Genomic DNA, 20,472 nt, shown 5'->3' on the forward strand with positions numbered 1-20,472 from the left:
TAATATATATTTTAGGCAATATTTAGCATGATTATCTATATATACAAAAAGACTGACATCGTTAATAACTGTCAGCCTCCTTGATTTTACCATATTATTGAATGATCGTTTTTTCTGGTTCTTTGTTTAAGATTTCTTTAATCTGATTATTTTTATTCATTATTGCCACTTTTGGATGATGCATATTTATTTTTTCTTCAGCGACTAATGCATATGAAATGATAATAATGATATCTCCTTCTTGCACTAGTCTGGCAGCTGCACCGTTTACACAGATTACACCACTGCCTCTTTCACCAGGAATAATATATGTTTCGAATCTTGCGCCATTATTATTATTTACAATTTGGACTTTTTCATTAGGAATCATCCCAACAGCATCAAGGATATCTGTATCAATAGTGATGCTTCCAACATAGTTTAAATTGGCTTCTGTCACTGTTGCTCTATGAATTTTTCCATTCATCATGGTGCGAAACATGGTGTTTCCCCCTATTTATAAGTTAGGCATTGTAAATTCATATTGTTGACGCACTAACCGCCATATGCGTAATGTTCACTAAGTTATTCGTACCGAATAAAACCCGTTCACATGCACATATGGCTAATAGTCAACATACTCACTAAATTAGCCAATAGTAAAAATCAAATTATCAATTAATCGAGCTTTCGAAAACTTTACTGCTAAGGCGATAATGATTCTGCCTTCTAGCCGCTCAAGCTCTTTTAAGTTTGGGTAGGAGTATATTTGAACATAGTCAATGACCCCGTTCGACTTTTCACGAATCAACCCTTGAATAAATGAAATTACTTTTTCAGGATTTCTTTCGCCTTCTTCGATGATCGACTTCGCTGCTTGCAAGCTTTCGTAAAGAACAGGTGCTTGTTCTCTTTCTTCAAGAATAAGGTTTACATTTCGTGAGCTCTTTGCAAGGCCATCCTCTTCCCTAACAGTCTCAACTGGGACAATTTCAATTGGAAAATGAAAATCATTGACTAGCCCTTCGACAATTGCTAATTGCTGGGCATCCTTCGTCCCGAAATAAGCTTTATTGGGCTGTACAATATGAAATAGCTTGGTTAATACAGTAACAACCCCATCAAAATGGCCGGGACGGGATTTTCCGCATAATACATCCGTTCGATCCTTTACATTTACGGTTACAGATAATGGAACCGGGTACATTTCTTCAACTGATGGGTAAAAAATAATGTCAACTCCATGCTTTTCTGCTAGAGCGCGATCACGCGCAAAATCCTTCGGATAAGAGGATAAATCCTCAGTTGGCCCAAATTGCAGCGGGTTAACGAAAATACTTAATGCAACTAAATCATTCTCTTCACGAGCTTTATCTATTAATGTTAAATGACCTTCATGCAAAAATCCCATCGTTGGAACATATCCGATCGATTTCCCGGTAGATTTTGCTTGAATCATCGTTTGCTGCATTTCTCTTATTGTCGGAATTACTTTCATGCTTTTCCCCCGTATAAGCTTAAAAGCTCTGTTTCTTTCATCGAAAAACTATGCTCTTCTTCAGGAAATGTCCCATTTTTCACTTCATTAACGTAGGCACCTATACCCTGCTCGATCATTTCATTTATATGAGCATATTTTTTAACAAATTTCGGTACACGGTCAACCCCATAGGAAAGGACATCATGATAGACGAGGACTTGTCCATCGGCATGAATCCCTGCGCCAATTCCGATTGTTGGAATACTTATGCTTTCCGAAACTTCTTTCGCCAATTGTTTTGGCACACATTCTAAAACAACGGCAAACGCACCTGCTTCTTCACATTTTTTGGCATCTTCAATTAGTTTTCTTGCTGCCTCTGCATCTTTCCCCTGTACTTTATAGCCGCCTAAAACTCCAACAGATTGCGGTGTTAGTCCGAGATGAGCCATTACCGGAATACCTGCATTTGTTAATGCCTCAATACTCGCAATGACTTCTCCTGCACCTTCAACCTTTACAGCGTGTGCACCTGTTTCTTGAATAAGCTTTGCTCCATTCAAAAGCGTATCACGAATCGATAAGTGATAACTCAAAAATGGCATATCGACGACAATAAATGTACGCTCGGCTCCTCTTTTAACTGCTTTGGTGTGGTGAATCATGTCAGCTAGCGTAACAGGAATGGTTGAATCATAGCCAAGCACTACCATTCCAAGTGAGTCGCCAACTAAAATCATATCTACTCCAGATTTTTCGGCGTGCTTCGCAGCTGGAAAATCATAAGCTGTTAAAACAGCAATTTTTTCCCCATTCTGCTTCATTTTCAGAAAATCAGTTGTTTGCTTCATCCTAATTCCTCCTCAAATTTTGTAAGGAAGAGGGTGAAAAAAAAATCCTTCTGATTACAGAAGGATTCCGAATTTTGCATGTTAACATCTCATCCCTCTGTCCCGGTCCCGTAGCGGATCTAGGCAGAATTTCTTCAATTTTAGGTATCATTCTAATAAATTAATATAGATTCATTAGCCACCTAATCATACACGGTGCAGTTCAACTAGAGGATACTGCCCAATCGCATAGCGCATATACGCTAGACAAATTAAGTATACCAAAACAGAGGAATGTCTGACTATATAAACTTTTGTACAAATCTATTTTCAAGAAAGCTCAATATCTGCGGAGTAAACATGGTGTACTTTTCCCGCTTCGTCCTCGATCATAAGTACACCGTCTTCCGTAATACCTAAAGCTTTTCCATGAATACTGCCTGTAATTGTTCTTGCGGTAATCGTTTTTCCGATGCTAATAGCGCAGCTTTCCCAAAGCAGCTTGATTGGATAAAAGCCTTTTTCTAAGTATAAAAGATATAAATTCTCAAATTTATGTAAGAGTAGCTTTACTAATTCAGCTCTTTGTAGCTTTTTTCCACTTTCAATGGATAATGAAGTGGCGATATTTTTTATTTCATCTGGGTAATCTTCAATTTGTTGGTTTACATTAATGCCTATGCCAATAATGATTGAAATAATTCGGTCAGCATCAGCCTGTAGCTCCGTTAAAATCCCAGTCACTTTTTTGCCATTAATTAAAATATCATTTGGCCATTTTATTTGCGGAGAAAGCCCGGTCAATTCCTCAATAGCCTGAACGACAGCGACCGCCGTTATTAATGTAAGCTGCGGCGCTTTCGGCGGTGGAATATTTGGACGCAAAATCACACTCATCCATACACCAGTATATTTCGGAGAATGCCATTTACGATCCATTCTTCCTCTTCCAGAAAGCTGCTCCTCCGCAATAATAACTGTTCCTTCCGGGGCATCTTCATTTGCTAGGTGATGAGCAATTTTTTGGGTAGAGCCAACACTTTCTTCATAATGTATTTGTGTACCTAAAAATTTTGTTGAGAGCCCTAGCCTAATTTCATCCGCTGTTATTCTTTCTGGAACTTTTGTAATGCGATAACCTTTCTTTCTGACTGCCTCAAGCTCAAAGCCTTCTTTACGCAAATCCTCAATATGCTTCCAAATAGCAGTTCTTGAACAGCCGAGAGTATCAGCTAAAAATTGTCCAGAAACATATTCATCTTCACTTCTAGAAAAAGCATCAAGTAGTTTTTTCCTTAATTCTGATTGCAACGTAGCAGCCACTCCTTTAAAGAATTATTGTGGTTTTCTACATGACCGTTTAATACAGCCATTTCGGCTTCTTCTAATATTTCTTTTATCCATGGGCCAGGTGTTCGCTGAAACCAATTTTGCACATCGGTTCCTGTTATTTGAAGCTCACTCCGCTGCTTAATAGGGAGTGAATGATATTTTGTTAATAAACTCTCAATATTTAAGTTAATCTCATCGTTATGTAAAACGTTAAAAATTCTTTCTGTGCCGATTAAAATTTCCTCTCCCGCATCAAACATTGCTTTCGTAAACCAAGGATTTTTCATTCGATCATTCAGATAAAATAATAATTGCTGAATCGCTTTTATTTTTTTGACTGGCAGCTTCCATTCTTTCAAAAATTCCGCAGCTTTGTTCATACTAATTTGAATTTGAAAAAGAATAAGCCCCCACATTTCAACGATAGAAAGCTCTATGCAATCAAGCTGAGTCATTTGCTGAATTTGCTTCTTATATGGAGATAGGCCCGGCAAAAAGTTTAAAATACCTGTATCAGCTAATAGCTGTAAAGCATTCTTGCGATATTTTCCACCAAGTAGTTTTTCAAATTCAGCTAGCTTTCTTTCAACAGAAATCTTTTCAAGCAAAGATCCGTAGGACTCCAAAGCTTGAAGCGTTGCCTCTTCAATTCGAAAGCCAAGCTGACTATGGAAACGAACGGCTCGCATCATGCGTAAAGCATCTTCATTAAAACGGTCTCCGGCTCGTCCGACCGTCTTTATGACTTGTTTCTTAATTGCTAGGGCCCCTTCATACGGGTCAATAAATTCCCCATCTTTATCCATAGCAATGGCATTCATTGTGAAATCTCTGCGCCGTAAATCCTCTTCCAATGAGCGGACAAAGTGAACTTCAGTTGGCCTCCTGAAATCAACATATTCCGCTTCCGTTCGAAAGGTCGTCACTTCATATGAAATGCCATTAAATAACACAATAATTGTACCGTGTTCGATGCCGACATCAATTGTTTTTGGAAAAATCCTCTTAATTTCCTCAGGAGTGGCGGAGGTCGCGATATCGACATCTGCTATTGCCTTTCCTAAAATATGATCTCTCACGGATCCGCCGACAAAATAAGCTTCAAAGCCAGCTTCTTCAATTTTTAATAATAGGGGAGCAGCTTTTTGAAAAGTCTCCTTCAATTATTGCACCTTCTTTAAAAGCTCGTAGTATATATTCTCATATTGAGTGACGATAATTTCTGAACGGAAGTTTGTGTATGCCGAATTAACTGCCTCTTTTGAAAATCTTGCATGCAGCTCTTGATCGCTGAGTAAGTTAATCCCTTTTTTGGCAATCGTTTCAATGTCACCAAGCTTGCATAAATAGCCATTGATTCCATTTGTAATCACTTCCGGGATGCCACCAATATTTGTACCAATGCAAGGGACACCGCAAGCCATTGCCTCTAGTGCAACAAGTCCAAAGCTTTCTTTTTCTGATAGTAATAGCATTAAATCACTCAGTGAATAAAGTTCTTCTAAATTATCCTGCTTACCGAGTAATAATACTTTATCTTCAATACCTAGTTGCTTAACGAGAGTACAAACGACCGTCATTTCTGGACCATCGCCGACGAGGAGCAGCTTAGAAGGAATCTCTTCCGAAATTCGTGCAAAAGCCTTTACGACATCTTGCACTCTTTTCACACCTCGGAAATTCGATACATGAATGACGACCTTTTCATGCCTTTTAATTCCATATTCCTCGCGCAAGTAGGAGGAATCAGTTAGCCGATAGACCCGTTCATCAATAAAGTTGTAAACCACTTCAATTGTTTTTTCTGGTTTTATTACATCATATGTTTGAGCCGTCAATGAACTAGAAACGGCGGTGACCGCATCCGATTTTTCAATACCAAAACGAATGGCACCTGTTAATGTGGAGTCATATCCAAGGACGGTAATATCTGTTCCGTGTAATGTTGTAACAATTTTAACGTCACTTTTGCTCATTTGTTTAGCAAGGATAGCACAAACAGCATGTGGAATCGCATAATGCACATGCAGTAAATCAAGATTTTCTCGATTAATGATTTCGGCCATTTTACTGGCAAGAGCAATATCGTATGGAGGATATTGGAAAACTGAATATTGATTGACTTCCACTTGATGGTAATAAATATTCGGATGCATTCTATTTAAACGAAAAGGCAGACTAGAGGTTATGAAATGAATTTCATGCCCTTTTTCTGCAAGCTGTTTACCTAATTCTGTTGCTATGGCCCCTGACCCGCCTACAGTTGGGTAACAAGTGATACCAATCTTTAATTTTGTCTTCATTCACGCTCACCAAATAAATCTAGATTTATAATTACTGGCTTTTTCCGTTTAAAGCCTTCTGCATATGCCACTTCTACTTCTTTGCCAAATAGCCGTTCCCTTGCCTCGATCGTTTCAATATACCCGTTAACAAGCGGGGTATTAAATGTTTTCTCATCTTTAATAAACTGGCTAGCATAAGCATTGAGACTTTCTATCTTTTTATCCATGTAACCTGTAACATCAATAACAAAGTCTGGCTCATGGAAGCCGTTAATCATATAAAAATAAAGGTTTTTAACGCGATGAGGTTCGAATCCATCTTCACTGGCATATTTTTTTATTCCTGCTGAAAAAACAGCCTCTTCTACTAGCCGAGCACATTGTCCATGATCGGGATGCCGATCTTGGAAATAAGGGGCAAAGACAAGCTTCGGGCGATATTTTCGGATGACCTCTGTTATTTTTCTTATGTATTCCGGATTAGGAAATAGCCCTCTGTCTGGTAAACCTATTGTTTCTCTTACAGTGACCCCTAATATGTCTGCAGCTATTTGCGCTTCTTTTTTTCTTATTTCGACCGTACCATTTGAAGATAGTTCAGCATTTGATAAATCGCAAATGCCGATTTTTTTGCCTAATTTAGCGTATTTTGCGATTGAAGCACCCATGCCAATTTCGACATCATCAGCATGGGCACCAAAAGCAAGGATATCAAGAGTTATCTCGGCCATCTTGATCACCACTTTTTCCATATACAATATTTCTCCAGGATAAATCGCCTCTTTCTAGCCCTTTAAGAAGGATTTCAGCCGTTCCCATATTTGTTGCAAGTGGAACAGAATAAACATCACATAAGCGCATTAATGCAGACACATCTGGCTCATGAGGCTGTGCGGTTAATGGATCTCTGAAAAAAATGACGATATCCATTTTATTATTCGCTACATAGGCACCAATTTCTTGATCGCCTCCGTAAGGACCAGATTGAAATCTATGTATAGATAAACCCGTTTCTTGAATGATTCTCGAACCAGTCGTTCCAGTTGCGAAAAGCTGATGCTCTGCCAAAATGTCTTTATACGCCGTTGCAAAGCCGACGAGTGAATCCTTTTTCTTATCGTGTGCAATTAATGCAATATTCATCTTACCCCTCAATTCTATTCCAAAATGTTTTCAAGTCCGTAAACAAGTGTGTCAATTTTTAGGACTGTATCAACCGCAAGCTTTACACCTGACATAAATGAGCCCCGATTATATGAGTCGTGACGTATTGTTAACGTTTGTCCTTCCGCGCCAAACATAACTTGCTGATGAGCGATTAATCCAGGCAATCGAACTGAGTGGATATGCATTCCTTCAAACTGCGCCCCTCTTGCACCAGAAATCGTTTCCTTTTCATCTGGATGACCTTGCAACTTAGTTTTTCGCACATCGGCAATCATTTCAGCCGTTTTAACAGCTGTACCCGATGGTGCATCAAGTTTCTGATCATGATGCAGCTCAATAATCTCCACATCTTGGAAGTATTTGCCTGCCATTTGGGCAAATTTCATCATTAAAATAGCTCCAATTGCAAAGTTAGGTGCAATAATACATCCAAGTTCTTTTTCGCGGCAAAGTGCTTCTAGTTCGATAAGATTATCTTTTGAAAAGCCTGTTGTGCCAACAACTGGACGAACTCCATACTCTAATGCTGTTTTTGTATGAAGCATACCATATTCAGGAGTAGTTAAATCAATGAGGATATCGGCCTTTATTTCCTGGAAGCAATTGGCCATGTTTGTATAAACCGGCACATCAATTCCAGTAAAGCCATCAAAATCACTTAGACGACCACCATCATTCTTATGATCAACAACTGCAGCTAATTGAAAATTTTCTGTGCGCTGAACGAGTTGAACGGCCTCCCTTCCCATTCTGCCTCTTGCTCCCGCAATGACAATATTAATATTCTCCATTTTATTTTCCCCCATTTTGATCAATTCTTGTCCAACGATCTTTATCGCGAGTATTAAATTTATTCATAATCATATTATGAGCATCTTCAAGATCAATATTTAAAGAGTTAGCTAAGCAAATGAGGACGAACAACATATCCCCTAATTCCTCTTCGATGGCTTTTTCAGCCTCGGAAGCTTTTTTCGGCTTCTCGCCAAATTGATGGTTTACTTCTCTCGCAAGCTCCCCTAGTTCTTCTGTTAATCTTGCTAGCATTGCTAGTGGACTAAAATACCCTTCTTTAAATTGGCCTATGTATGCATCCACTTCTGCTTGAAGCTCTTTCATTGTCTTGTCTTGCACGTCTTACAACATCCCTTCTTAGATAGCAGTAAACTTTTCCTTCTTTCCATGTTAGCTAAACAAAAGTGCTTTTACAATTATTTTTATATCTTTGTTATACAAACCGTTGAATTCCGCTCCAGACACTAGCTATCCGCGGGCGGTCAGGGAGACTCCTCGACGCTATCACTCCTGCTGGGTCTCCCCTGGTACGCTTTTCCCGCAGGACATTGAATAGTCATTTCTGAATAAACACCGCACGCCAAAATGCATATGCATTTTGGAGGAGTCTCGTGCCTTCAACTCCAATCAACAAAGTATATTAATTGAGCCTTTCGTATAGCCTTGACTTTATTGTCTTTTAACAGGCACAATTAATATTGTGGAATTCAGGAAGCGGAGGATATGTATGAGACTGAAAAATATATTATTTATTTTACTTGGCTCTGCCATTTTTTCATTTGGAATTGTTCATTTTAATATGCAAAATAATTTATCTGAAGGCGGATTTACAGGTATTACACTTCTTTTATACTTTCTCTTTAAATGGGATCCTTCGTACACAAATTTACTGTTAAATATCCCGCTTTTCTTTCTCGGGTGGAAATTACTAGGGAAAACTTCATTTTATTATACAATACTCGGGACAGTAAGTGTTTCAATCTTTTTATGGATCTTTCAGCGCAATCAAATACATATGCCTCTAAGTGATGATTTAACCCTTGCCGCCTTATTTGCCGGCGTTTCGATCGGAGTCGGTCTCGGGATAATCTTCCGTTTTGGCGGAACGACTGGCGGAGTGGATATTATCGCAAGATTAGTGAACAAATATACAGGCGCCAGCATGGGACGAACGATGTTTATGTTTGATGCTGTTGTTATTACATTATCGTTAATTTTCTATTTAACTTACCATGAAGCGATGTATACTCTTGTTGCAGTATTTGTCGGTGCGAGAGTCATTGATTTTATGCAAGAAGGAGCCTATGCAGCAAGAGGGGCAATGATTATTTCCGACTCAAATGAAAAAATTGCCGAACAAATTATGACAGAAATGGACCGGGGAGTAACAGTCCTTAGAGGATATGGATCATATACAAAAATAGATCGCGAAGTATTATATTGTGTTGTCGGGAAGAATGAAATTGTCCGTTTGAAAAATGTCATCACTTCAGTTGATCCTCATGCCTTTGTGTCAGTAACAGTCGTTCATGATGTTTTAGGAGAAGGCTTCACATTAGATGAAAATAAAAAGCCACTTCACCATTAATCTAAATGCTGCATTGCTTAATTAACTGAAAAACCAGCCAAGCGGCTGGTTTTAATCGTTTCTTTGCATTCCTGTATAAATAAGAACTAAGCGAAGTAGTTCAAGTACTGCAACTGCAGCAGCAGCTACATATGTTAACGCAGCCGCATTTAATACTTTCCTTGTTTCTCTCTCTTCATCATTACGAATGATGCCAAGTGAAACGACCTGGTCCATCGCCCTGCTTGAAGCATTAAATTCCACTGGTAAAGTAACCAATTGGAAAACAACAGCAGCTGCCATGAAAAGAATTCCGAGCAATACAAAACCGCTTATTCCCGCAAAAAAGCCAATCATGATCAAGATCCAAGAGAAATTCGATCCGATATTTGCGACTGGAACAAGTGTATGGCGAAAACGCAAAAACGCATAGTCTTGCTGATCCTGAATGGCATGTCCAACCTCATGGGCAGCAATTGCCGCTGCTGCTACAGAATGACCATGAAAATTATCAGATGATAATCTCACCGTTTTTGATCGCGGATCATAATGGTCTGATAAATGACCTCTTACTTCTTCAATGCCAACATGATATAAGCCGTTTGAATCAAGAATTTGTCTTGCCACTTCAGCACCTCTCATATGTGAGGAAGCCGGTACTTTCGAATATTTACGAAATGACCCTTTTACTCTCATTTGAGCCCAAAGCGGAACTAAAATAATGATAGCGAAGTATATTAAATATCCTCCCAATGCTATACCCCCTTTTCAGCAGTCTCCAGAAGCTGCATCAGTTAAGATGCTAATAAGCTAAGTTACTATTGTCCAGCTTATCTATATTGTATTTTTGCTTAAGGATGGCGTCAATCTTTTTGCCTTCTAGAAAGCGGCTTCTCTTTCTCTCGGGCTCCTTTATATTTTCTCCATCCAACATAGGATAAAGTCAGAATGATAATACTTCCTGTAGAGATGATCACCCACCATAATGATGGATCTGCTTCATCCTCTGTCATATCATTAAATAACATCTGCAAATCCGCTTCTAATGCTTCAAGTTCCATGTGACTAGCTGTCTCTGTTAAAATTTGAGAGCGATACTTATCAAGAAATTGAACCCGTGCATCTATCCTTTGAATACGCTCCGTCTCTACATTAATCTTCATACTAGGATAGATCATGTCATATAAAGATAAAAATGTATTTAATGATGTATGAAATTGGTCTTTATTCCCTTCATAAGCAGCTTCCTTTACTTGCCCAAAAACAGTCAAAATTGGCGATTCCATTTCAGTCCATAATGGCTCATACGGCGAAGTAATTGCATCCATAACAAGTCTAAATTTAGTCACCCGATTAATTTTTTCTTCATGTTTTATTGTGGCATTCGCAGCTGCTTGAACTGCTTCATCATAAGAAATCGTTACAATCCTTAACTCATCCGCAGTAAAAGATCTGCCCTTAGCCGAAAATTCAACAAATTGTTCCGAAAAATAATCTAGCAGCTTTTTGGCATCTTCATATCGATGAAGTTTTATCATCTGCAAGGCTTCATCTGATAATTGATCCAATCTATCAACAGGTGAGGTTTCGTCTGCGATTACTGATATAGGCAATAATAGAAAAATAATGATAACTGTTACGATCAATCTAGCTTTCATCCTTGTCCCCCCTCAAATTACTATTAAATATTTATGAGAGATGGGACAAGGTTAGACCTATTCAATACGAATTCAGCTTTAAGTTAAAACGTTTTTTTCGTAAACAGAGGAAATATGTGATACCGATAGAGAACATACTTAACCAAAAAGTAAAATACCCTATTTGCGGGATATATAAGTCTAGGATAGGATAGCGCGGAAGCATAAAAAACACATAATCAATCACATCATTATGTAATGTCCATATTGCTGTAACAGCTAAGTGCCAAGTCTTAATTCTATAAAATGGCGCATACAGTACTCCCTGCACGGCCATTGCACCGTGAGAAAAAATAAGCATGAGAGCAATTGGATCAAGTTCTCCAGTAACTTTGAATACTAGCAAGTTCATCACAACGGCCCAAATACCATATTTCACGAGTGTAACAATTGCCAATGCTTCGAATAGCGGCCAGTTTTTTCCTAATAAGAACGCGATCAAAACAAAAACAAAAAATAAACTAGCTGTTGGACTATCCGGAACGAAAGGTAAAAAAATCGGCGGTGTGTCTACCAGCTGCCATTTATACCAAATATATCCGTAAATGGTTCCAGCGATATTAACGATTAAAAGCAGCCATAGGGTTGCACGATTAGCTAAAATCGGATATACCCACTTCATATACTCTCTCCCCCCATCCTTAATTAATTAGCAAAAAAAGCTGACGCAAACACGTCAGCTTTTTTATCATCCAGCTCCAGCGCCTACCCCCGAAGTACAGGACGTACTAGTGTCGACAATGCGACAGGACGTCGCGTTTTTGTCGACCTCGAGTTCACAAGCCATTCCTCCCAGAAAGGTAAAGTACAACCTTTCTAGAAGGCTTGTCTTGTGCTTGTTGGGGGTGAACAAGGCGCTTCCGCTTTTGTTATTACTTACTTGTTAGTCCTGAAATAAATTCAGCAAGTACTTTTAATTCTTCGTCAGTACCTTTAAACATTCCAGGAGGCATGTTGCCCGTACCATGTTTTGCAATGTCAGCAATCTCTTCAGGAGTTAATCCTGTATCGATTAATGCTGGGTTAGGCCCTCCACCTGCAAGCTCAGCGCCATGACAAGATGTACAAGTGTTAGCCTCAAGAAGTTTATACCCTTCAGCATTTGTATCAATATCAACTTCAGCGACAATTTTCCCTTGGTTTGCAGCAGCTTCCCAGTCATGAGTTGCTACAGACTGCCAAGTTAAAAATACAGTCGCAGCTACTGCTAAAAGCATAAAACCTGTTGCTAAAGGACGCTTAGATGGGCGACGTTCAGGTCCACGATCAAGGAATGGTGCTAATAATAATGCACCGAAAGCTAGTCCCGGAATGATGAACGCTCCTACTGCGTTGTATGGACCAGATGCATAAGTGTACTTTAGTAATTGGTATAAGAATAAGAAATACCAGTCTGGAAGCGGAATATAAGCTGTATCACTCGGATCAGCTATTTTTTCTAACGGTGGCTCGTGTGCGATAGTTAAACATAAAAATCCGATTAAGAAAACGGCACCAACCATCCATTCCTTTAAAAGGAAGTTAGGCCAGAACGCCTCTGTTTTTCCAGGGTATTCCGAATAATCTTTCGGAATATTCGGCTTACGGTGATCCATAGCAGGAACACGAGAGTCACCTACGAATTTCATACCTTTACCACGATGCATTGGGCGATTCCCCTCCTTTTTCTAAATTATCGTAATCGTTTTTTTTTACAACGGACCTGAAATTCCTTGTTTACGAATCATTACAAAGTGTGCTGCCATTAACGCAAATAATGCTGCCGGCAGGAAGAATACGTGAATCGCAAAGAAACGAGTAATCGTTTGAGCACCAACAATATCCGGATCTCCGGCAATTAATGTTTTTAATTGCATCCCGATAAGTGGAGTTGACTCAATAATTTGCATTGTAACTTTTGTTGCAAATAGCGCTTTCATATCCCACGGCAGTAGGTATCCTGTTAAACCTAACGCCAGCATAACGAAGAAAATAAGTACGCCGACCACCCAGTTTAATTCACGGGGCTTTTTATAAGCTCCTTGGAAGAAAACGCGAAGTGTATGTAAGAACATCATTACAATGACCAAACTTGCTCCCCAGTGATGCATTCCACGAACAATTTGTCCAAAAGCAACATGGTTTTGCAAGTAGTAAACTGATTCCCATGCATTTTTGATATCTGGAACATAGTACATCGTTAAGAACATTCCAGATAAGATTTGAATAACAGTAACGAAGAACGTTAAACCACCAAAACAATAAACAAAAGCAGAAAAGTGATGTGCTGGGTTTACGTGCTCAGGCACTTCGTGATCTGCAATGTCGCGCCATAAAGGCGTAATATCTAAACGTTCATCTACCCAATCATAAATTTTGTTTAACAATCATTACGCCCCCTTTCGCGGCTCGGCTTTTCCTAAATAAAGGAAGCCGTCTTTTTCAATGTAAGGAAACACATCCAATGATGCAATTGGCGGAGTTCCAGGAACATTCGTACCGTCTTTAGTATAAAGACCACCATGACACGGGCAGTAGAAATGCTCTGGATGCGTTTTGTCAGTGTTCCAGTCAACCACACACCCCAAATGTTTACATACAGGTGATAAAGCAACAATTTCCCCTTGTTCATCTTTGTAGACCCATGCTGTACCAGTTACATCTGAAGTATACCAAGCATCCTGCTGTTCAAATGTATAGTCAACCCTAGTTGGAACATTGGTAATTTCGGCAACTTTTTGTTTAGTTGGAATGAAATCACCTGCAGCTTTAGCTTGTAATACTGGATCAATAGCAAATCGAACCATTGGCATTAACATGCCAGCAGCCATGAAACCGCCTACACCAGTTAGAGTATAGCTAAGGAATTGACGTCTAGATACACGATTCTTGCTCATACTTTTCCCCCCTCTATTATGAAGTTCAGTCCAACGGACACAATTCAACACAATATAAAACTAGGACATAATCATGATATATCAATCTCTAATGAAGGTCAATATAATCCTTTGGTAAAAACATGTAGATATGTGACAGATTTGAGTTTTCGGACAATTTTTAGTGTTTTATTGAAATAGCGTCATCAATTTACGCCATTTATCACCTCTAGCAAAGTTGTGCTAAAAATTTGACAGAATCAATAAATAATCATTCAATCTTCTTTTTGCCATTTTTGAAGGAATAAATTTAATAACTGCTTTACTTGATTCTCAAGAATGGAGTTACGGCTTTGTTCCTCCATATTCTCAAGCGGCAATGAAGGCAGCCAAAGGAGATTTCCTTCTAGTTCCCCTTCAATAGCTTTCCAATTGCTATCTGATGTGACATAGAAAACATGCTTAAAACCATTTGCTAAAAATTCAGATTCCCATGAAAGTACTTCCTCTTTAAGCTTGTCCATTGAAACGGAATTAAGATATGAAAACCCTGGCAGCATGAGAAGTCTGCCTCTAAATTGCCTCTCAAGAGGCACACTTAATAATGAAATAAATTCTGACATCGAAGCCGTTTGCTTCATATCGGTGCTAAGAGAAACAGGCAATAATGGCAGCACTACGGTGTCCACATATTCTTTTGACTGCTGGAACATATCAATATCCTGGGAAATCCACTTCATCCAATTCACTCCATATTTCTAATTTATCCTATTTATTTTAACACTATTAATATTTTACGACAAAAGTTTTAGGTTATTGCTTTCATCTCAAGTTATTATTCATCCAAAATAAAAAAGCCTGCTAATGATAGCAAGCAAAAATCTAATACTTTATTTTTTTGAGCTCTTCAGTTAAATGTAAGAATGCAGTTTCATCTTGATTATCTAGTGCCTCGTCAATTTTTCTTAATAGACTCTCTCGCTGAAAATTCTTTATACTATCACAAAGGAATCTTTCGGCAACCATTCTGTCCTTTTCACTAATTTCCATTCGGTTCGGCACATACGGATTCTCTTCTAAGACAGCCGCATATTGATGAGCCTTATTGGCTGCATGGAAATTTAATTGGATAAAAATATCTTCCTCACGATTTAATCTGATGTCATGAAAAGACTTCTCAGCATCCGTTGTCATGACATTTTCCTTGTAAAAACGAAACGGAACCTCGTCTACACAATGTGTTGACATGACTAAACCTTTCGGACAATATTGTGCATGATCAACAAAATGAACCTTTTCCATTAATTGATCATGACTCATTAAATAGTTTAGAATCCAGACACATTCCCGTCTTTTTAATTGATAATGATTAAGAAACCAGCGTATAAAATCTTTTTTCTCGTTGACAGATACAGGGGCTGACATGTTCGATTCCCTCCTCTGCTATTTAGAATGCGGAAGCGCCTAGATTAACTTTCTAAAATTCTTTGCAATATATCCTGATATTCAATGCTTCCTGGTTCCATTTTAACTAATATACTAAACACTTCGGCAGCTTCAGATGTTTTTCCTTCTTCTATTAGGAAATTTCCATAATCCGAAAGGAATTCTGGCTCCTCTTTAAAGAAAGTATATGCATCATTGTATTTGTTTAATGCCAATGAATATTCTTCGAGATGTTTATAAGCAATTGCTGCATCCCAAATGAAGCGAGGCTCTTCTTCTTCGAAATCCTTTAACAATGAGGTGATTTCGATAACTTCCTCAAACCTTTCTTGGTGAAGAAGCAATTTATTCAAGTCACAAGCCGCGGCAACATATTCTGGATCTAATGCAAGTGCTTCTCGCAGTAATTTTTCAGCTACTTCCTCTTTCCCTAGCTTTAGAGCAAGCTTTCCGCCAAAATAATAAAGTTCTCTATTAAATTCATCATATTGAATTCCTATTTGAATTGTTTGAAGACTATTTTCTAAATCTTCTTCACGCTCATAGGCTTTTGCCAGATTCAAATATAATGAATGGTATTCAGGATCTAGCTCCTTTAATTCATTGAACTTCTCAATGGCTGTCCGATTGTATCCTGCCTGCAACGCAGTGAAAGCATAGCCAAATAATGTATGAATTTCTACTTTTTCATCCATTGCCTTCTCATAGAAAGGCAAGGCTTGTTCGAATGCTCCCCCGACACTAAGCACTTCTGCCATTCTTTGATTTACGTTGACACCGGCAATCATATCGTCCGTTTCAAGTACCTTTTCATAAACTCGGGCAGCCTCGAGAAATTTTCCCTGCTCAGCATACAGCTCCCCGAGTGCAAAATCAATGATCACTTCGTTCGGCAAAATCGACTTCGCTTTTATTAGTTTTTGTTCACTTACTTCATATAAACCTTGCATTTGGTAAAGGTCAGCTATGAGCAATAAAGACTCCGGGTAGCTTGGATCATCGTCATTTATTTGCTCAAGTACAAGAATAGCCTCATCTTCTTCCCCAAGGTCAATATGAGCTTCAGCTAAAAGAACGAGTAATTCTCCTTCCCCCGGATAAGCTTCAAGCAATCTTTCAAATAAATTCTTTGCTTCTTCCATGAACCCATATTGAAGCATTTCCTCTCCAAGAATAAATCTTTCCTCATGTGTCCCATTTATTAAAATGTTCCGATATTGTTCTAACGCTTCATCTTGATGACCATTTTCTAACAAACTTATAATTTTATTAATTTTGTCCATAATAGATTCCTTTCGATCAAACCTCGATCTTAAAAAAAGATGGTGTATTTATTTTAACATGCTCACCACTTCCTGGTCTAAAAAAGAGCTTCTCCCCTGCCCGGATTACATCTCCTTTATGAACAGTTACAACGAGCTTATTTCTATGATAGTGAAACAATTGCTCTTCTTCAATCTTTCTAAATTCCCTTGACTTTAAATAAAGATTATAGGACAATTCGCATCCTTGGTGAATGCTTGCTTTAAAAGGATATACTCCTATTTTTGATAATGTGGAATGGGAAATTGGTTCCTTTTCGAGTAGTTCGTCTTTTACATACGGCATTTTTTCAGTTTCCATCACTCGATTCCACTCTTTTTCTGCATGGCTCTTGTCCCTTTCATTAGCATGTAAGAAGATTGGGATTAGCGGACTATTATATGGGAACATGGCATCTCGAAGCCAGCCCCAAGGAATGTGATTGAGCTCGTCCACTTGATCGACTTCAACAAAAATGGCTGGGATATTTTCCCTCTTGCATTTTCTCACAAAAGATTGTGTTAATAGCCGGACTGGGATTCTTACTCCAATTATGTAATCAATCGGGCTATTTAATAGTTGTGTTTTAAGGCGTTTCAGCTCATGCGATAATTCATACTCATGCTTTATTTTTACAACTGTTAAAAATGCTGTACAGCCTTTCAGAATAAACTCCTCGATAAAGTAAGCTTTCAATTCCTGAAAGGTTTTTTCAGATGGAAATTCCTGTTCATATAGGATTGGAGCGGGGGTCATAATAAAAGGTTCAGCATTCATTTTCATATACCGATACCTTTTAAAGGCTGGTCTTATTGATAATATTATTCCATTATCAACTAAAATGGAGGCTTTTATAATTTGCTTTTCTTTGAGAATATTGGCATTTTCAATTATATACGTCATAAAACCACCCTTTTTACAGTCTTATGACAAGCTATGAAAAATATTTGTATTTATGATTATTTTTTATTTTGCTGTGTTTGATGTAGTTGTTGATTTCCTCTCCAATCAACATAGTACATTGATAAAGCATTCTTTTAAACGTAAAAAGGGCTGAAGATACAGCCCTAAAATGGTTAATCTGCTTTTATTAGACTTTGCAAATGCTTGAAAAAGTCCGGGTATGAGATATAAATAGATTCTTCATTTTCAAGAAATACCTTATCTTTACAGATTGCAGCAGCTATGGAGAGCATCATGCCAATTCTATGATCGCCATAACTTGAAACCGTTCCGCCAATAAGCTCAGATTTCCCTTGAATAATCATACCATCATCGGTTGCCTTTATATTTGCTCCAAGCTTTGAGAGTTCTCCGACAACGGTATCAATTCGATTTGTTTCTTTCACCTTCAGCTCTTCGGCATCTTTAATAATCGTTTCCCCTTCAGCTTGTGTAGCTAATAGAGCAATAATTGGAATTTCATCAATCAGTCTTGGTATTAACTCGCCTTCAATCGTTATTCCCTTCAGATTTGATGTTTTGATAATGATATCTCCACTTGGCTCAAAAGCATCTTTATCGTACGGGAGGATTGTAAAATCGGCTCCCATTTCCTTCAAAACATCAATGATCCCTGTTCTTGTTGGATTTAAGCCGACATTTTTTAAAGTAATTTCACTATTAGGAACAATAGCCCCAGCGGCTAGGAAAAAAGCTGCTGATGAAATATCTCCTGGGACATGAATCTCTGTGCCAGTTAAAACTTGACCGCCTTTTATTTTCACGGTACAACCGTCAACTTCAAAGGATCCTCCAAATTTCTGAATCATTCTTTCGGTATGATCTCTCGTTTTCGCGGGCTCGATTATCGTAGTTGTACCATTTGCTTGCAGCCCAGCAAATAAAATAGCAGATTTAACTTGGGCGCTTGCTACCGGTAATACGTATTCCAGTGGACTTAAGTCTCCACCCGTTATTGAAATAGGCGTAAATTCTCCGTTCTTCCTTCCATGAATAACGGCCCTCATCGTTTGTAATGGCTTTGTTACTCTTGTCATCGGTCTTTTCCCAATAGACTCGTCGCCAATTAAAACGGAATGGAAAGGGCGTCCAGCGAGGATCCCTAATAATAATCTGATCGTTGTTCCTGAATTGCCTACATCTAATATGTCAGATGGCTCCTTTAGTCCATCGATTCCATTCCCATAGATAATCACTTTATCCTCAAGTTGCTCAATGGATACGCCTAATTTACGGAAGCATGAAATGGTGCTTAAGCAATCCTCACCAAGTAAAAAGTTTGTAACGGTCGTCTCGCCCTTTGCAATAGCGCCAAACATAATTGAGCGATGTGAGATCGACTTATCCCCTGGAATAGCAATGGTACCCTTCAATGAAGGGATATTTGTCTTTAATAGCATTGGCCTCAAATAAAACACCCCTTATTACAGTATTTTTTAAAGTCCTAATGAGGTTTCATAGTTTGTATAATAATGAATGCACTGGTCCGCACGAGTTCGGTCCTCTTCCGTCTGGAAACTGATAACAAGGATCCCATTAATATCTTCTCGTGTTTCTAATATACGAATATTTGTAATGCTTATTTCTTCTTTCGCCAAATAGCCGGTAATTTCTGAAATGACCCCTGGATAGTCAGGAATAGTAACAAATAAATCATAAAAAGAAGGGATTGCCCCTCTTTCTTTTTGCGGCAGCTCATCACGAAATTGCTTCGCCCGATGGAAATAGTCAAATATTTCTTCACTGTTTTCAGTTGCCAGCATTTCAGAAACCTTTTGCATTTCTAATTGCCAATCCTCTAATAGATTTAACATGACTTCTTTATTTTGTAAAAGTATATCCCGCCACATTTCTGGATTACTTGATGCAATCCTTGTCACATCTCGAAAACCTCCTGCAGCCAAACTTGGCACAAGCTTTTGCTTTGTGCTTGTTTTTTCTGCTTGATGAACGAGAGAGGCGGCGATTACATGAGGAAAATGGCTGATAACCCCTGTCAAGTAGTCATGTTCATCTGGTGTAAGTGTAATAAATCTAGCCCGTGTCCCAGAAAGCCAACTTTGCAGCTCGTGCAATTGGTCTTCAGATAAATGTTCGTCTGGTGTCAATATATAGAATGCATTTTCAAATAAAATCGATTTCGCGGCTGATACGCCGCTTTTATGAGATCCAGCCATCGGATGGCCGCCAATAAAAGTGATTCCCTTATGCTTTAGGCCTTTTGCTAACTGTACAATTTCTTTTTTCGTACTGCCCGCATCAGAAATAATCACATCACTTTTAAGGGGGGTCTTTTCTAATCTTTCAATTACTATTTCGGTGACTTTCACAGGGGTTGCGATTAGTATTAAATCAGCATGCTCTGCTCCTTCTTCAATCGAAGGGGCAACTTCATCAATGACTCCTAGCATCCTGCCTAGTTTCGTTTGTTCCTCATTCACATCAAACCCAATAATAATAGCGTCTTTATGCGCTCGTTTTATACATAATGCTAATGATCCGCCAATTAATCCTAATCCAATGATCAAAACACGTCTTTGCACGAGGTTCACCACCTTATTTTCCAGAAATTTATTATGAAGCATTAGAAATAAGTTCAGAGGCTTATTTCAGCCTCTGAACAATAAACTTTATCGCGGATTAACGGGCAGTAAGATTCCCACCTTGAAAACTTTAGATGAATCGGAGAAGGTTAGGTGAGAGATCAACTGCCCGTAAAGGCCCGATAAGTTCAACTAACATTCAGTGGAGGTAGGAAGGCGCCCCCCCACTGA

23 protein-coding genes are annotated in these 20,472 nt (G+C 38.6%); 1 reads left to right on the forward strand and 22 read right to left on the reverse strand.

Annotated elements, in window-relative coordinates; all coding sequences use genetic code 11:
* Positions 1-94: 94 nt before the first annotated feature.
* The 10 genes from panD to F7731_RS01700 all read right to left on the reverse strand — a co-directional run bounded on the left by panD (position 95) and on the right by F7731_RS01700 (position 8,207).
* Positions 95-481 (reverse strand): aspartate 1-decarboxylase, encoded by a 387-nt coding sequence (gene panD / locus F7731_RS01655; RefSeq protein WP_151533020.1) that lies wholly within the window; start codon positions 479-481, stop codon positions 95-97.
* Between the two features lie 147 nt (positions 482-628).
* Positions 629-1,477 carry a pantoate--beta-alanine ligase gene (gene panC, locus F7731_RS01660; RefSeq protein WP_151533021.1) on the reverse strand — a complete coding sequence of 283 codons (849 nt, stop codon included), beginning with the start codon at positions 1,475-1,477 and terminating at the stop codon, positions 629-631.
* Positions 1,474-2,310: a 3-methyl-2-oxobutanoate hydroxymethyltransferase gene (panB, locus tag F7731_RS01665; RefSeq protein WP_151533022.1), complete on the reverse strand. Its 837-nt coding sequence runs from the start codon at positions 2,308-2,310 to the stop codon at positions 1,474-1,476. Before panB ends, panC begins: the two co-directional genes overlap by 4 nt.
* Positions 2,311-2,619: 309 nt before the next feature.
* Positions 2,620-3,600, reverse strand: a complete 981-nt coding sequence (locus F7731_RS01670) for a biotin--[acetyl-CoA-carboxylase] ligase (RefSeq protein WP_151533023.1) — start codon at positions 3,598-3,600, stop codon at positions 2,620-2,622.
* The gene (locus F7731_RS01675) at positions 3,585-4,784 is read right to left on the reverse strand and encodes a CCA tRNA nucleotidyltransferase (RefSeq protein WP_151533024.1); all 1,200 of its coding nucleotides are present in this window, start codon (positions 4,782-4,784) and stop codon (positions 3,585-3,587) included. Before F7731_RS01675 ends, F7731_RS01670 begins: the two co-directional genes overlap by 16 nt.
* On the reverse strand, positions 4,785-5,924 hold the full coding sequence (bshA, locus tag F7731_RS01680; RefSeq protein ID WP_151533025.1) for an N-acetyl-alpha-D-glucosaminyl L-malate synthase BshA: 1,140 nt from the start codon (positions 5,922-5,924) through the stop codon (positions 4,785-4,787). It abuts the gene before it with no gap.
* Positions 5,921-6,658, reverse strand: coding sequence for a bacillithiol biosynthesis deacetylase BshB1 (gene bshB1 / locus F7731_RS01685; protein ID WP_425481971.1), 738 nt, complete (start codon positions 6,656-6,658; stop codon positions 5,921-5,923). The genes bshA and bshB1 overlap by 4 nt, the downstream gene beginning before the upstream one ends.
* Complete coding sequence (mgsA, locus tag F7731_RS01690) at positions 6,618-7,049, reverse strand: methylglyoxal synthase (RefSeq protein WP_151533027.1); 432 nt, start codon at positions 7,047-7,049, stop codon at positions 6,618-6,620. The genes bshB1 and mgsA overlap by 41 nt, the downstream gene beginning before the upstream one ends.
* Positions 7,050-7,063: 14 nt before the next feature.
* On the reverse strand, positions 7,064-7,864 hold the full coding sequence (dapB, locus tag F7731_RS01695; RefSeq protein WP_151533028.1) for a 4-hydroxy-tetrahydrodipicolinate reductase: 801 nt from the start codon (positions 7,862-7,864) through the stop codon (positions 7,064-7,066).
* 1 nt (position 7,865) lies between these two features.
* Complete coding sequence (locus F7731_RS01700; RefSeq protein ID WP_170289623.1) at positions 7,866-8,207, reverse strand: nucleotide pyrophosphohydrolase; 342 nt, start codon at positions 8,205-8,207, stop codon at positions 7,866-7,868.
* 388 nt (positions 8,208-8,595) lie between these two features.
* Between F7731_RS01700 and F7731_RS01705 the strand changes: the two genes are divergently transcribed.
* Complete coding sequence (locus tag F7731_RS01705) at positions 8,596-9,456, forward strand: YitT family protein (RefSeq protein WP_151533029.1); 861 nt, start codon at positions 8,596-8,598, stop codon at positions 9,454-9,456.
* A gap of 51 nt (positions 9,457-9,507) precedes the next feature.
* Here the strand turns inward: F7731_RS01705 and F7731_RS01710 are convergent, their stop codons facing one another.
* The 12 genes from F7731_RS01710 to F7731_RS01765 all read right to left on the reverse strand — a co-directional run bounded on the left by F7731_RS01710 (position 9,508) and on the right by F7731_RS01765 (position 20,241).
* Complete coding sequence (locus tag F7731_RS01710; protein WP_151533030.1) at positions 9,508-10,188, reverse strand: zinc metallopeptidase; 681 nt, start codon at positions 10,186-10,188, stop codon at positions 9,508-9,510.
* 110 nt (positions 10,189-10,298) lie between these two features.
* Complete coding sequence (gene ypjB, locus F7731_RS01715; protein ID WP_151533031.1) at positions 10,299-11,093, reverse strand: sporulation protein YpjB; 795 nt, start codon at positions 11,091-11,093, stop codon at positions 10,299-10,301.
* Positions 11,094-11,154: 61 nt separating this feature from the next.
* A complete protein-coding gene (lhaT, locus tag F7731_RS01720) occupies positions 11,155-11,754 on the reverse strand; it encodes a lipoprotein heptaprenylglyceryl N-acetyltransferase LhaT (RefSeq protein WP_151533032.1) in 600 nt (199 codons plus the stop codon).
* A gap of 250 nt (positions 11,755-12,004) precedes the next feature.
* Positions 12,005-12,778, reverse strand: a complete 774-nt coding sequence (locus tag F7731_RS01725; protein ID WP_151533033.1) for a menaquinol-cytochrome c reductase cytochrome b/c subunit — start codon at positions 12,776-12,778, stop codon at positions 12,005-12,007.
* Between the two features lie 45 nt (positions 12,779-12,823).
* Positions 12,824-13,498, reverse strand: coding sequence for a menaquinol-cytochrome c reductase cytochrome b subunit (qcrB, locus tag F7731_RS01730; protein ID WP_151533034.1), 675 nt, complete (start codon positions 13,496-13,498; stop codon positions 12,824-12,826).
* Positions 13,499-13,501: 3 nt separating this feature from the next.
* A complete protein-coding gene (locus F7731_RS01735; RefSeq protein WP_151533035.1) occupies positions 13,502-14,008 on the reverse strand; it encodes a Rieske (2Fe-2S) protein in 507 nt (168 codons plus the stop codon).
* A gap of 254 nt (positions 14,009-14,262) precedes the next feature.
* Positions 14,263-14,727 (reverse strand): YpiF family protein, encoded by a 465-nt coding sequence (locus F7731_RS01740; RefSeq protein ID WP_151533036.1) that lies wholly within the window; start codon positions 14,725-14,727, stop codon positions 14,263-14,265.
* Between the two features lie 142 nt (positions 14,728-14,869).
* Complete coding sequence (locus tag F7731_RS01745) at positions 14,870-15,412, reverse strand: ReoY family proteolytic degradation factor (protein WP_151533037.1); 543 nt, start codon at positions 15,410-15,412, stop codon at positions 14,870-14,872.
* A 44-nt stretch (positions 15,413-15,456) separates the two neighbouring features.
* Positions 15,457-16,716 carry a tetratricopeptide repeat protein gene (locus tag F7731_RS01750; RefSeq protein WP_151533039.1) on the reverse strand — a complete coding sequence of 420 codons (1,260 nt, stop codon included), beginning with the start codon at positions 16,714-16,716 and terminating at the stop codon, positions 15,457-15,459.
* Between the two features lie 16 nt (positions 16,717-16,732).
* Positions 16,733-17,638 carry a hypothetical protein gene (locus F7731_RS01755; protein WP_151533040.1) on the reverse strand — a complete coding sequence of 302 codons (906 nt, stop codon included), beginning with the start codon at positions 17,636-17,638 and terminating at the stop codon, positions 16,733-16,735.
* A 173-nt stretch (positions 17,639-17,811) separates the two neighbouring features.
* Entirely contained in the window at positions 17,812-19,098 is a 1,287-nt protein-coding gene (gene aroA, locus F7731_RS01760; protein ID WP_425481978.1) for a 3-phosphoshikimate 1-carboxyvinyltransferase, read from the reverse strand.
* 36 nt (positions 19,099-19,134) lie between these two features.
* Positions 19,135-20,241: a prephenate dehydrogenase gene (locus F7731_RS01765; RefSeq protein ID WP_151533042.1), complete on the reverse strand. Its 1,107-nt coding sequence runs from the start codon at positions 20,239-20,241 to the stop codon at positions 19,135-19,137.
* Positions 20,242-20,472 lie beyond the last annotated feature (231 nt).

Origin of the sequence: Cytobacillus depressus (genome assembly GCF_008923245.1) — a bacterium.
GTDB lineage: Bacteria > Bacillota > Bacilli > Bacillales > Cytobacillaceae > Cytobacillus > Cytobacillus depressus.